Annotated in this window: 13 protein-coding genes and 1 pseudogene; 9 read left to right on the top strand and 5 right to left on the bottom strand. The window is 65.0% G+C overall.

What is annotated here, in order from left to right; translation table 11 throughout:
• The first annotated feature begins 28 nt into the window (after window positions 1–28).
• From IVA96_RS02635 to IVA96_RS02620, 4 genes and pseudogenes are all read left to right on the top strand, one after another.
• Window positions 29–1,060, top strand: a complete 1,032-nt coding sequence (locus IVA96_RS02635; RefSeq protein WP_247281379.1) for an ABC transporter permease — start codon at window positions 29–31, stop codon at window positions 1,058–1,060.
• Window positions 1,057–1,917 (top strand): ABC transporter permease, encoded by an 861-nt coding sequence (locus IVA96_RS02630; RefSeq protein WP_247281380.1) that lies wholly within the window; start codon window positions 1,057–1,059, stop codon window positions 1,915–1,917. The genes IVA96_RS02635 and IVA96_RS02630 overlap by 4 nt, the downstream gene beginning before the upstream one ends.
• Complete coding sequence (locus tag IVA96_RS02625) at window positions 1,914–3,575, top strand: ABC transporter ATP-binding protein (RefSeq protein ID WP_247281381.1); 1,662 nt, start codon at window positions 1,914–1,916, stop codon at window positions 3,573–3,575. Before IVA96_RS02630 ends, IVA96_RS02625 begins: the two co-directional genes overlap by 4 nt.
• A gap of 215 nt (window positions 3,576–3,790) precedes the next feature.
• Window positions 3,791–3,883: pseudogene (locus tag IVA96_RS02620) on the top strand (ABC transporter permease); the annotation flags it as partial.
• 95 nt (window positions 3,884–3,978) lie between these two features.
• On the opposite strand, the gene IVA96_RS02615 reads toward IVA96_RS02620, so the two are convergent.
• Both IVA96_RS02615 and IVA96_RS02610 read right to left on the bottom strand, forming a co-directional pair.
• Window positions 3,979–4,728: an aspartate/glutamate racemase family protein gene (locus IVA96_RS02615; RefSeq protein ID WP_247281382.1), complete on the bottom strand. Its 750-nt coding sequence runs from the start codon at window positions 4,726–4,728 to the stop codon at window positions 3,979–3,981.
• 2 nt (window positions 4,729–4,730) lie between these two features.
• Window positions 4,731–5,441, bottom strand: coding sequence for a GntR family transcriptional regulator (locus tag IVA96_RS02610; protein ID WP_247281383.1), 711 nt, complete (start codon window positions 5,439–5,441; stop codon window positions 4,731–4,733).
• A 198-nt stretch (window positions 5,442–5,639) separates the two neighbouring features.
• Between IVA96_RS02610 and IVA96_RS02605 the strand changes: the two genes are divergently transcribed.
• The 5 genes from IVA96_RS02605 to hydA are packed head-to-tail and all read left to right on the top strand — an operon-like array spanning window position 5,640 to window position 10,417.
• Window positions 5,640–6,644, top strand: coding sequence for an ABC transporter substrate-binding protein (locus IVA96_RS02605; protein ID WP_247415283.1), 1,005 nt, complete (start codon window positions 5,640–5,642; stop codon window positions 6,642–6,644).
• Window positions 6,628–7,479, top strand: a complete 852-nt coding sequence (locus IVA96_RS02600) for an ABC transporter permease (protein WP_247281385.1) — start codon at window positions 6,628–6,630, stop codon at window positions 7,477–7,479. Before IVA96_RS02605 ends, IVA96_RS02600 begins: the two co-directional genes overlap by 17 nt.
• Window positions 7,479–8,255, top strand: coding sequence for an ABC transporter ATP-binding protein (locus tag IVA96_RS02595; protein ID WP_247281386.1), 777 nt, complete (start codon window positions 7,479–7,481; stop codon window positions 8,253–8,255). Before IVA96_RS02600 ends, IVA96_RS02595 begins: the two co-directional genes overlap by 1 nt.
• A 9-nt stretch (window positions 8,256–8,264) precedes the next feature.
• A complete protein-coding gene (locus IVA96_RS02590; RefSeq protein ID WP_247415280.1) occupies window positions 8,265–8,996 on the top strand; it encodes an aspartate/glutamate racemase family protein in 732 nt (243 codons plus the stop codon).
• An 11-nt stretch (window positions 8,997–9,007) separates the two neighbouring features.
• Entirely contained in the window at window positions 9,008–10,417 is a 1,410-nt protein-coding gene (gene hydA, locus IVA96_RS02585) for a dihydropyrimidinase (RefSeq protein WP_247281388.1), read from the top strand.
• A gap of 42 nt (window positions 10,418–10,459) precedes the next feature.
• On the opposite strand, the gene IVA96_RS02580 is transcribed toward hydA, so the two are convergent.
• From IVA96_RS02580 to IVA96_RS02570, 3 genes are all read right to left on the bottom strand, one after another.
• A complete protein-coding gene (locus tag IVA96_RS02580) occupies window positions 10,460–10,912 on the bottom strand; it encodes an acetamidase/formamidase family protein (protein WP_247281389.1) in 453 nt (150 codons plus the stop codon).
• 162 nt (window positions 10,913–11,074) lie between these two features.
• Window positions 11,075–12,493, bottom strand: a complete 1,419-nt coding sequence (locus IVA96_RS02575) for a cytosine permease (RefSeq protein ID WP_247281390.1) — start codon at window positions 12,491–12,493, stop codon at window positions 11,075–11,077.
• A gap of 289 nt (window positions 12,494–12,782) precedes the next feature.
• Window positions 12,783–13,277 (bottom strand): MarR family transcriptional regulator, encoded by a 495-nt coding sequence (locus tag IVA96_RS02570; protein ID WP_247281391.1) that lies wholly within the window; start codon window positions 13,275–13,277, stop codon window positions 12,783–12,785.
• Between the last annotated feature and the right edge of the window lie 66 nt (window positions 13,278–13,343).

Here is a 13,343-nt window from a genome sequence, read left to right as displayed (position 1 = left end):
CAGCGGAGCCGGGAGCGCGGCGAAGAGCATGGGCACCATCGGTGCGACTTTGATCCGGACCGGGCGGCGGTTTCTCTCGTCGCTGCCGGCGCTGTTCGGCGTGCTGGTCTTCACTTTCCTCTTGATGCGGGTGCTGCCAGGCGATCCCGCCGTGTTCTTTGCCTCCGGTCCCAGTGCCGGCAACGAGGAGATCGAAGTCGTCCGCAGGCAGCTCGGGCTCGACAGGTCGCTGCCGGAGCAACTCGGCATCTATCTCTACGATGTCGGCCGCGGCAATCTTGGCCGTTCCATGATGACGGGGCAGCCGGTTGCCAAGGACCTGCGGCAGCGGCTGCCGGCCTCGCTCGAGCTGACGCTAACCGCGCTCGTGATCGCGCTGATCGCGGCGGTGCCGCTCGGCGTGCTGGCCGCGCTGCGGCCGAACTCGCTGATCGATCACGGCGTACGGCTGTTCTGCTCGCTCGGCGTCTGCGTGCCGACCTTCGTCTCCGGACTGCTGCTGATCTACGTGTTCTACTATCTGCTGGGTCTTGCCCCCGATCCGACCGGACGGATCGACGTCTTCGCCTCGGTGCCGCCGGCGCGCACCGGCTTCCTGATGGTGGATTTCCTGCTCGCGGGTGACGTCGAGGGGTGGTGGGCCGCGGCGCGTCAGTTGATGCTGCCTGCCTTCACGATGGCGCTGTTCGTGATCGCGCCGCTCGCCCGCATCACCCGTGCCTCGATGCTGGTGTCGCTCGGAAGCGATTTCGTGCGTACCGCGCGCTCGATCGGCCTGTCGCGCTGGCAGATCGTGGTGACCTATGCGCTGCGGAATGCAATCCTGCCCGTGATCACCATCGCCGGCATCGTGTTCTCGACCATGCTCGGTGCCAACGTGCTGGTCGAGAAAGTGTTCTCCTGGCCGGGCGTTGCGTCCTACGCGCTCGATGCGCTGCTGGTCTCCGACTATGCGCCGGTGCAGGGCTTCGTGCTGCTGATGGCCAGCATCTTCGTCGCGGTCAATCTCCTGGTCGATGTGCTCTACGGCATCGCCGATCCCAGGGCGACGGTCGTATGAGCCTGACAGCAACATGGTCGGGGCTGCGTCACACCGTGTGGGTGCTGCGCGGTAACCTCGTTACCGCGATTGCCGCCGCGGCGGCGATATTGCTGGCGCTGGTCGCAATCTTCGGCCCCATGCTGGTGCCTTATGATCCCGTCGCTTCGGACGTGCCGCGTGCGCTGCAGCCGCCGAGCGCACTCCACTGGGCCGGCACCGACCAGCTCGGCCGCGATGTCTTCAGCCGATTGATCGTCGCCACGCGGCTCGATCTCGCCATCGCCGTGACGGCCGTCAGCGTGTCCTTCGTGATCGGCACGGTGATCGGCTCGCTCTGCGGCTATGTCGGCGGCAAGCTCGATCGCGCGGTCGGCCGGTTCGTCGACGTGCTGATGGCCTTTCCGCTCTTCGTGCTCGCCATGGCCATGGTCGCAGCGCTCGGCAACCGGGTCGAGAATATCGTCATCGCGACCGCGATCATCAATCTGCCGTTCTACATCCGCTTCGCGCGCGCGGAGGTCAACATCCGCCGCAATCTCGGTTGGGTGGAGGCGGCGCGCGCCTGCGGCGATGGGCATGTCTCCGTCGTGCTGCGCTTCCTGCTACCCAACGTGCTGCCGGCGATGGCGGTGCAGATGTCGCTCAATCTCGGCTGGGCGATCCTGAATGCCGCGGGCCTCTCCTTCATCGGCCTGGGCGTCAAGCCGCCGACGCCGGAATGGGGCATCATGGTCGCCGAGGGCGCGCGCTTCATCTCGACGGGCAGGTGGTGGTTGGTGTCGTTTCCGGGGCTGGCCCTGATGCTGGCCGTGCTCTGCTTCAACCTGCTCGGCGACGGGTTGCGCGATATCCTCGATCCGCGCATGCGCACATGATGTCGCCACTGCTCGAAATCGACAATCTCGGCGTGACGTTCTCGACGCGGCGCGGGCTCGTCGAGGCGCTGCGGGGAGTCTCGCTGTCGCTCCAGCCGGGTGAAATGCTGGGCCTCGTCGGCGAGAGCGGGTCCGGCAAATCAGTCACCGGCTTCGCGGTCACGGGCCTGCTCGACAAAGCGGGTCGCATCACCGCCGGTCGTGTCAAGTTCAGGGGCCAGGACATTACGCGCGCATCGGGGGCGGAGCTGCGCAACCTGCACGGCGCCAACATGGCGATGATCTTCCAGAATCCGCGCGCCGCGCTCAATCCGATCCGCACCGTCGGTGCCCAGATCGCCGACGCCGTCCTTTCGCATCGGCGGCTCTCGAAGCAGGAGGCGCGGGCCGAGGCGCTGAAGTTGCTGCGCGCGGTGCAGATCCGCGATCCCGACCGGCGGCTGGATGCCTATCCGCACGAGCTCTCCGGCGGTATGTGCCAGCGCGTGATGATCGCGATCGCGATCTCCTGCAACCCATCACTTCTGATTGCCGACGAGCCGACCACCGGCCTCGATGTGACGACACAAAAGGTGGTGATGGACCTCCTGGCGCGCATCGTCGCCGAACGGGGCATGACGACAATCCTCATCACCCACGACCTTGGTCTTGCGGCACATTATTGTCGGCGCGTGGTGGTGATGGAGCAGGGGCGGCTCGTGGAAGAAGGCGCGCCGCAGACATTGTTTCGGGCGCCGCAGCACGCCTATACCAAGCGACTGGTGGCATCGTCGCCGACCGCGACATCGCGTGTCGGCGACCTCGTGCCGGCCGACGAAGCTCTGCCGGTTGTCGAGGTGAAGGACCGGCCGACGCCCGCGCCGGGCACGCCGCCGCTGCTCGACGTCCAGCACGTCGTCAAGCGTTTTGACGATGGCGCCGCTGCGGTAGCGGATTTCTCGATGACCGTGGCGGCGGGCGAGAGCGTCGGCCTGGTCGGGGAGTCCGGCTCCGGCAAGAGCACCACCGCCCGCATGATCTGCCGGCTGATCGATCCGAGCGCAGGCGATATCCTGTTCGACGGCTATTCGATCGCAAAGCTGCCGGCGCGTGATTTTCATCGCTCGCCGCTACGCAAGGAAATCCAGATCGTCTTTCAGGATCCGCACGAGAGCCTCAATCCGCGCTTTACCGCGTTCGACTGCATTGCTCATCCGCTGCTGAGGCTCACCGGCCTGCGCCCCGGCGACGCGCTGCGGTCCCGGGTCGAGGAGTGCGCCGACCGCGTCGGCCTGCCGCGTGAGTTGTTGTCCCGCTTCCCGCATCAATTGTCGGGTGGCCAGAAGGCGCGCATCGGCATCGCCCGCGCCATTGCGTGTCGGCCGCGTTTGCTGGTGCTCGACGAGCCCACTGCGGCGCTCGATGTCTCGGTGCAGGCCGTAGTGCTGCAGCTGCTCGACCGGCTTCGGCGCGAGGACAATCTCGCCTTCCTGTTCGTCAGTCACGACCTCAACGTGGTACGCATGATGTGCAGCCGGACCATCGTGCTGCGCGCCGGTGGCATCGTCGAGCAGGGCGAGAGCCTCGCTCTGTTTGCCAATCCGCAGACGGATTACACGCGCGAGCTGGTCGAAGCTATCCCACACATTGGGTCGCCTGCTTCGCTTCTGCCCGCCTGATTTCCACTTCCAATTCATGGCTATATCGCCCGACAAGAGCCAGGCAGCGGATGCTTGATCGTGTAGGAGCGAGGAACTTTTTCGAAAGGCGGGCTCAGACTAGAATAATTCGCAAAAACGAAAGTCCGGAGAATCTTCTCTTCATTGCGATCGGTTCATAAGTCCTGCCGCCTTCCTGAGCCGCGTGCCGCCATGAAGTGCAGAGAGCTGAGCCATTAGGCCTGTTCCTGCTCTGCACCGTGCCGTTCTGGACCTCGAACATCATCAGGATGATTTCCTGGATTCCGCTGCTCGGCAAGGAAGGATTGAACATCGCGCCGCCGGGCTGCGAATCCCGCTTGTTTGCCTTCGGCCGTATCCTCGAGAACGAATTGGGGTTTTCGTATCGCCGGCCGAAGCTCCCCTAGCGGTCGCGATGCTCGAGCCGGGCGGCGAGCGCGTCGGCAAGGCCGATGGTCGGCTTGGCGGCGGGGCGGCGATAGGTTCCCGCCGTTGCCTTGCGCAGGCGCAGCGCATGCAGCGCCTCGGCTTGTTTCACGGAGGCGATGACCTGATCGACCACCGGGACCGGAATCCGCTCGGCGACGCGCTCGGCAAGGCCCGAGAGCGGGGCGCCGGCGAAGATCAGCACATCGGCCTCGTCCTCGATGATGGCGCGCTGGGCGAGCTCGACCAGCACGTCTTCCTTCTCGGTGCCGACCTCGCAGATCGCCTGAAACGGCGCATCGAGCATGCGGATGCCGGCGCACCGCTGCCACAGCCCGTGGGCGCGGACGCATTCCTCGTACCAAGGGCCCAGGGCCTGGGCGAAGGTGACGATGGCAAAGCGGCGTCCGGCCATACAGGCGGTCAGCATGGCGGCTTCCGCCATGCCGATCACGGGGATGTCGAAGGTCTCGCGCGCCGCGAACAGGCCGGGATCGCCGAATGCCGCGATGATTGCGGCATCCACCTTCATGTGCTGCTCTGCCAGCATCTCCAGCGCAATGGCGCCGCCGATCTGCGCTTCGGTACGCGTGGCGATATAGGGCACCCCGCGGGTCGCGGTGCAGGGGATCAGCTCGGTGCCGGAGGAAGCGGCGCGCTGCCCGACTCCCAACATCAACTGAGTGACCTCGGTGCTGGTGTTCGGGTTGAGCAGCAGCAGCTTCATGATTATGCCGCCGTCCGTTTGGCCTGAGAGGCGGCGAGGACTTCGAGCAGCGCCGTGCCGGTGCGCGCGACGTGGGCGCCGAGCAGGCGGCCGGCCGCTTCGCTGTCGCGTGCCTCCAGCGCGGCCAGGATGTCCGCGTGCTCGTCGACCGAATTGCTCCAGCGCCTGTTCGCGCCGAGCGCGAGATAGCGCGCGCGCTCGGCGCGGGAGATCAGCGTCTCGTGGGCTTCGCGCAGCGGTGTGTTGCGGGCCATGCGGACGATGGTGTTGTGAATCTCGCCGTTGATGGTGAAATAATCGTCGAGCTTGCCGTTGCGGTGATGACCCTCCATGCGGGTCTGAAGCGTGCGCAGGCGGGCGAGGTCGCGCTCGGTGGCGCGCTCCGCGGCGAGCTCGGCGGCGAGCCGCTCGATGCCGGCGAGGGCCTCGAACAATTCCGAGATGCCGTCCACCGCGATATCGGCAATGCGCGGGCTGCGATTGGGACGAAGCTCGATCAAGCCTTCAGCCGCCAGCACCTTCATCGCCTCGCGCAAGGGGGTGCGCGACACGCCGAGCTCCTTCGACAGCTTCGTCTCCTGGGTTTGCGAACCCGGTGGCAGCTCGCCGCGAATGATCATCGCCCGCATCCGCGCCGCGGCACGCTCGTGCAGGCCCGTCCGCTTGAGTTTGGGCGACTTTCGTCCCTTTGGCGCTTCCGATTTTGGCTGCACGCGTGCCTCACTTCTCACGTTGATCTTAGCCGTTTCCGGCCCTTTGGCCTGCTCAAAATATCGACGCATCTCGCTGAAAACAATGGCATAGCGCGCAAATTGTATGCAGCATGCAGAAACTGGATTGCGTTGTGGCTAAGGGCGGCGGATGATCGTTTCTGACGCGCGAGATCCCGCGCATTCGAAACGGAGCAGGTGATGCGGACGAGTTTGCGACTGGGCCTCGTGGTGATGGCGGCAATGCTTGGCGGAAGCGATCTCGCCTCCGCGCAAGCCGCGAAGATCAAGCTCGGCTACGCCAAATGCGCGCACTGCCTGCCGATGTCGCTGATCCCGGGGATGGCGAAGGGCGTCGAGGTCGAGGCCACCGGCTTCAACTCCGGCAATGACGTGCTCACCGCCCTGGTCTCGAAGAGCATCGACGTCGCGCAGGTGACCTATCTCCATTACATCACAGCGCTCGACAAAGGTTTCGACGTCGTCGCCGTCTCAGGCCAGATCAATGGCGGCTCGGAATGCCTCTCCTCCGTGAAACTGAACCTTCCCCCTGAGGACTGGGCGACGTTCAAGACGACCGTTGCGAAGGCGAAGGGCGACGGTCAGCCGCTCAAGATCGCGGCGTCCCGCGGTAATGCCCAGGACATCCACATGCGCGGCGCATTCCTCAAGCAGGGCGTCGATCCCAACAAGGACATCCAGTTCATCAACATCCCCAATCCGTCAGATCATCTCGCCGCGCTCCAGCGCGGCGAGGTCGACATGATCTGCTCGGTCGAGCCGTTCGCCTCACAGATCCGGCTCGCCGGCGCCGGCAAGCATTTTGTGCTGCCGTATGAGCAGGCTGCGGGAAATCTCACGAATCTGATCGTCACGCGTTCGGATGTGATCGCGAGTCAGCGCGCCGGCGTCCAGGGCGTCGTCGGCGCCGTGGTCGAGCTCGACAACAAGCTGATCGCCGACAAGGCGCCATGGGTCGAGGCCATCAACAAGCTCACCGGCCTCGACAAGACTGTCGCGACTGAGGCGCTGAAGAATGCCTCGCCCGATCCCGCGATCCATCGCTCGCAAACGCTGGCGATTGCCGCGATGATGCGTGACCTCAAATACATTTCGAAGGACGTTTCCGCGGACGCGGAGAAGAACATGGACTATTCGTTCCTGGAGCAGGCCACCGGAAAAGCCAAGAATGACCTCGGTTACTGACGTCTCGCCGGTCAGGCCGGCGTTTCGGCTGACGCGGGCATTCCAGGGGCTCGAACGCCTCGTTGTGCCTGCGCTGCTGATCGCGGGCTGGGAGGCCTTTGCCCGCAGCGGCATGCTTCCGCCCGCGCTGCTGCCGGCGCCCAGCGCGGTGCTGCATGCGCTCGGCGATTGGGTGTTCGGCTTCGACGAGACCACGCAGACCTATTCCGGGCACTGGCTGCGCGACGCGCTTGCCAGCGCGCTTCGCGTGTTCGGCGGCTTTGCGCTGGCGAGCCTCCTCGGCATCCTCGCGGGCGTCGCGATCGGCTGGTCGCGCTTGTTCGAGAAGACGCTGGAGCCGACGCTGCAGATGCTCCGCCCGATCCCGCCGGTGTCCTGGATCCCGCTGGCCATCATCTGGTTCGGCATCGCCGACAAGCCCGCGATCTTCCTGGTCTTCCTCGGCGCCTTCTTCCCGGTGCTGATGAACAGCATCCATGGCGTGAAGACCGTGGATCACAATCTGGTCCGCGCCGGTGCGATGATGGGCGCCAATGGCCGGCAGATGCTGACCGACATCGTGCTGCCGGCGGCGCTGCCCTCGATCTTCGCAGGGCTACGTATCGCGGTCGGCTCGGCCTGGATGCTGACGGTCACGGCCGAGATGGTCGCGGTCAAGAGCGGCCTCGGCTACGTGCTCTGGGATTCCTACTACTTCCTGCGCTACGACATCGTGCTGGCTGCGATGATCTCGATCGGGCTGCTCGGCTATCTCTCCGACCTCGGGCTCAAGGCGATCATGGCGCGCACGCTGCGCTGGCAGCAGACGACCACCGTGCAGGGCAGGGCGCGCTGATGGCGGCAATCGAGCTTCGCAACATCGTCAAGGTGTTCTCGGACAAGCGGCGCGGTCGCGACCTGCTGACGCTGGACAACATCAATCTCGACATCGAGGCCAACGACTTCGTCTGCTTGCTCGGCCCTTCCGGCTGCGGCAAGTCGACCCTCCTCAACATCATCGCCGGATTCGAGCAGGCGACCTCCGGCCGCACGCTGGTCGACGGCAAGCAGGTGGAGCGCCCGGGCTCGGACCGCGGTGTCGTGTTCCAGCAGCCGACGCTGATGCCGTGGCTGACGGCGATCGACAACGTCGCCTTCCACCTCAAGCTGAAGGGCGTCGCCAAGACCGAGCGCCACGACCACGCCATGGAGTTCATCGATCTCGTCGGCCTGCGCGGCTTCGAGCATCATCATCCCTCCGAAATGTCGGGCGGCATGAACCAGCGGGTCGGCATCGCCCGCGCGCTGCTGATGAACCCGAGCGTGATCCTGATGGACGAGCCGTTCGCTGCGCTGGATGCCCAGACCAAGCTCGAAATGCAGGAGGAGCTGGTCGCGATCTGGCAGAAGCGCCGCTGCACCATCGTGTTCGTCACCCACAGCGTCGACGAGGCCCTGGTGCTCGGCAACAAGATCGTGGTGATGACCAGGCGGCCGGGCCGGATCCGCGAGGCCGTCAATTTCGATCTGCCGCGACCGCGTGACATCACCAGCCCCGAATTCAACGACGCCAAGCGCCACATCCTGGCTTTGATCCGGGAGGAGTCGACGCGGCTTGCGCAGGCGTCGTAAGGTATCGCCATGCGCAAGCGTCTCGGCATGATCACGCCGTCCTCCAACTCGGTGCTCGAGCCCGTCACCAGCGCCATGCTGCATGGCGTGGCTGATGTCACCGCACATTTCTCGCGCTTTCGCGTCACCGAGATTGCGCTCGACGCCGCTGCGCTGAGCCAGTTCGATGCCTCGGTGATGCTGCCGGCCGCGGACCTGCTGGCCGATGCCAAGGTCGACGCGATTGCCTGGAATGGCACTTCCGCAAGCTGGCTCGGCGTCGGCCGCGACCGGAGCCTGTGCGAGGCGATTACGGCTCGCACAGGCAAGCCGGCGACGACGTCGACGCTCGCCTGCATCGATGCCGCCCGCGCGCTCGGCGCCAAGCGCGTCGGCCTGGTCTCGCCATATACGGACGATGTGCAGCGGCGCATCGCCGACGTCTGGGCCGAGGAGGGGATCATCCCGCACGCCGAGCGGCACCTCGGCCTGCGCGACAATTTCTCCTTTGGCGAGGTCGCGCCGGCGACCATTGCGGACATGATTCGCGCCGTGGCGGCGGAGGGGGCAGATGCGATCGTCATCCTCTGCACCAATCTCGATGGTGCGGCGCTTGCGGCCTCGCTCGAACGGGAATTGGATGTCGCTGTTCTCGACTCGGTCGCGGTCACGTTGTGGCGGACTCTCGGCCTCGCCGGCGGCGACATCAGGGCCCTTGCGGGGTGGGGCCGCATATTCCAGACATCAGCGGTCATCAAGTGACGGAGGCGCAAGTGATGCAGTTCGATCTCGCCATTCGCGGCGGCACCATCGTGACCGCCAGCGACGAGTTTCGCGCCGATATCGGCATTCGCGACGGCCGCATCGTCAGCATTGCCGATCGCATCGAGGGTGCCGCGCGCGAGATCGACGCGACGGGCCTGTTGGCACTGCCGGGCGGCATCGACAGCCACGTCCACATCTCGCAAGCCTCTGGCCCGGACGTGGTGATGGCCGACGACTTCGCCTCAGCGACGCGCGCGGCGGCTGCCGGCGGCAACACCATGGTGCTGCCCTTCGCGCTACAGGAGAAGGGCACCTCGCTGCGCACCTGCGTCGAGAACTACCGCAAGCTCGCCGAAGGCGAATGCTATATCGACACCGCGTTCCATCTCATCATCTCCGATCCGACCGCGGTGGTGCTCGGGCAGGAGCTGCCGGCCCTGGTCAAGGACGGCTACACCTCCTTCAAGGTGTTCATGACCTATGACGACCTCGTACTCAGCGACAAGCAGCTGCTCGAGGTCTTCGAGGTCGCCCGCCGCGAGCAGGCGCTAGTGATGGTCCATTGCGAGGGCTATGACGCCATCCGTTTCCTCACCAATAAGCTCGAGCGCGAGGGCCACATTGCCCCTTACTATCACGGCGCCTCGCGGCCTCAGGCCGTCGAGCGCGAGGCGACGCATCGCGCCATCAGCCATGCCGAGGTGATCGGCGTTCCCATCATGATCGTGCACGTCTCCGGCCGCGAGGCGATGGAGCAGGTGCGCTGGGCACAGCAGCGCGGATTGCCGGTGCATGCGGAGACCTGCCCGCAATACATCACGCTGACGGCTGATGACATGAAGGGCCTCAACATGGACATTACGGGCGCGAAATATGTCTGCTCGCCGCCGCCACGCGATGTCGAAAGCCAGCAGGCGATCTGGGAGGGCATCACATCAGGCGTGTTCCAGACCTTCTCGTCCGATCATTGCCCGTTCCGCTACGACGATCCCAAGGGCAAGCTGACGCCGAACGCTCGTACCTCGTTCCGCTGGGTCCCGAACGGCATTCCCGGCGTCGAGACCCGGCTGCCGATCCTGTTCTCGGAAGGTGTTTCGAAGGGCCGCATCACCTTGCAAAAATTCGTCGAGCTGACCGCAACCAACCACGCCCGCATCTACGGCCTCTATCCGCGCAAAGGCTCGATCGGCGTCGGCTTCGATGCCGATATCGTGCTGTGGGACCCCAAGCTCAAGAAGAAGATTCAGCAGGCCGATCTTCACCACGGCTCGGACTATACGCCCTGGGAAGGCTTTGATGTCACCGGTTGGCCCGTCACCACCATTGCCCGCGGCCGGATCGTGTACGACCAGGGCGAGATCGTCGGCGACAAAGGCTCGGGTGAGGTGCTGAGCCGCGGCAAGTCGAGCCTGATCTGACCAGGCGCGCTCTCGCGGCGCCTGGTCGAGCGAAGGACGCGGTCAGGGCATGCGGGATTTTGCCAGGACGCAGTGGCCGCCCTTGTTGCCGTCGACCATCTGCGTAACTCTGAGATCGGCGGCGATCGAACACAGCGTATAGGCGTCCTGCGCGCTGAGGCCGCTCCTCTCGCGGATCAGCGCGATCATGTCGCGCAGCGCCGCCTTGGCCGCATCCTCGAGGTCTTCATTGAACCCCATCGCGATCCAGTCGACTGCGGTTTCCGCGCGCGGGGAGGCGAGGCGAAGATCGCGCCGGACGTGGAATTCGACGGTGCCGGTGAGCGCGGCCTTGATCGCCGTCAGGCAGACCTCGCAATCGCCCTGGAGCGCATGGCCGTCGCTGGCGGAGAACAGCGCGCCCAGCACGAAGACGGGAAAGTAAAGCGTGCTGCCAGCGCCGAGCTCCTTGTTGTCCATGTTGCCGCCGAATGCCCGCGGCTCCTTCGAGGACATCCGGCCTCAGCCCGGCGGCGAGGCGACGCCGAAATTGCCGTGGATAGCGGCAGCTCCTCTCCCCAGGGTTACGCGCGCGGTCGTCCGTCCCAGAGCCCCCACTGGATGTTTCCGGGAATGGATCGCAGAACGTAGTCCATGAATCGACCGTCACTGCCGCTGCTATCTGCCTGCGCCGCTCGCAACGATGGAGGAGGGTGAGGTCGAGAGCTTGCCGAGCCCGAGATAGACGAAGCCCGAGACCCCGATGCCGAATAGCCAGCTCAGGTCGGCACCGCCGAGCAGGTTGATCGAGATTGGCCCCTGCAGCGCGCCGACGAGGCCGTCTTCAACCAGCCATCCGGCAACGAGGCCCGCAAGGAAGGCGATCATGCCGGCCCAGTTGATGTCGCCATAGGCGCTGGTCTCCGGCGAGCGATAGAGCTCGGCGATGTCGATCTTGCCCTTCCGCTTGATGAAGAAGTCGGCCAGCACCACCCCGGCCCACGGGCTCATCCATAAGAGCAGGCTGATCATCCAGTTGTCGAACGCTTTTGCGAAAGACGGCGCGAAGATGAAATACAGCGTAACCAGATAGCCGGCGATGCCGACGATGACGGTAAGCCAGAAGCGCGAGAACTTCAGCCCCGCGCTCAGCGCTGCCAATGTCGCCGAATAGACGTTGAGGATATTGGTGGCGATCGGGCCGTGCAGCACCATCAGCAGGACGAGGATGCTGACGGGCCCGCCGAACACCGCGCTGACCATTTTTGCAGGATCGGTGTCCAGCGTCGTCGAGGCGATGGTCGCGCCGAGGATGCCGAGCCAGACCGTCGGCACGAACATGCCGACATAGCTGTACCAGAACACGGCCTTCGACGACGTGCTGCGCGGCACGAAGCGCGAATAGTCGGAGGCCCAGGTCACCCAGGAAATGCCCCAGCCGACCCCGATCGCGGTCGTCAGCAGCGTCAGCATCGCCAGATGTGCACCCGGAGGCAGCGAGGTCGTCAAGTTCCAGTTGACGACACCCGGGCGCGTCCATGCCAACACGCTCATCAGCACCATGATGGCGATGGTCGGCGGTACCGTGTACTTTTCGAAGGTGCGTATCGCGTAGAAGCCGTAGATTCCGATCAGGACCTGCGCGGCCATGACCAGCGTGATGACGACGATCTCGACCGCCCAAGTGTCGGGAATGCCGAACTGCCCGAGGATGCCCATCGACACCTTCACCGGGAAATAGGTGTTTACCCCGATCCAGCCCAGCGTCATCAGGAACATCAGGATGCTCGGCAGATAGGCGGCGCGGACCCCGAACGCGGACCGGCTCAGCACCATCTGATTGACGCCGGTCTTGTGCCCCATCACCGTGAAGGTCGCGAAGATCGCGCAGCCGACGATGTTGCCGAGCACGATGACCGCGATCGTCTCCATCAGGCCAAGCTTGAGGATGATGCCGAGCGCGCCGAGCGCCCAGTTCACCGGCGCGATGTTGGCGCCGGCCCAGATCCACATCTGCTGCGGCCCGGTTGAGTCCCGGTCCGCATCGGGAATTGGCTCGATGCTGTGAAGATCAGCGCGAAGTTCGGAATCCGTCATGACATCCCCCAATACGAAGCACGCTTCGCATCCTCGCAGCATAAATCGTGCCATCGGTTGTGGCCGGCCGGAGCAGGGCTTGCATCGATGCCGGATGGAGCCTCGCTTGCGTCGGATTGCTGTTGGATTCTCAAGCGCGCCTCGACCTCACGTGTAAGTTGGCCGCCGGAACTACGAGGTGGCGATCCTCTGCGCGAGCCAGTGGGCGAGAGGCAAGGGACGTTGCATGGCTGAGCAGCGGGTACGATGATAAATTGAGCAGCCCAACTCAAAAGCGCAGCAACTGCGTCTAATCGAATAAGGCAGTGGCACTGTCGCGACTGGGGTGGCCGGCCACGATGCGCTGCATCATTTCGATGAACTGCGCCTGTTCCCGATCGCTGAGATCCCCCAGCGTTGCCCGATGCGCTCGTCGCGCCGCGCCCTCGATCTTGACCAGTAAGGCTGCGCCGGCCGGCGTCAATCGGCACAGGCGCGCCCGTCGATCGTCCTTGTTGACCGCGCGCTCGATCAGGTTTCGTGCCGCGAGACGTTTCAATGCGCCGGTCGTGGTGGTGCGGTCGAGGGCTATATCGGCCGCCAAAGTGGTCTGATCGGCGATTTCACGCACCGCCAATGCCGTGAGAAGGCTGTATTGCAGCGGCGTGACCTCGAACGCGCCGCAGGCCTCCTGAAACAGTGCTACGTGAATCTGGTGCAGCCGGCGGATCAGATATCCGGGTCGTTGCGACAAGGGCCAAGGGCGGTGCCTGCTCCCGCCGCGACGTGTCTTCGCCTGCCGCAATGCACGCTCTCCCAATCCAAATCCCTGCCGCGCTTAGCTCGATTCGAACCCGCTCGCCACCTCCGG

Origin of the sequence: Bradyrhizobium sp. 159 (assembly GCF_023073795.1) — a bacterium.
Taxonomy (GTDB): Bacteria; Pseudomonadota; Alphaproteobacteria; order Rhizobiales; family Xanthobacteraceae; genus Bradyrhizobium.
This window is presented reverse-complemented; position numbering and strand designations above follow the sequence as displayed.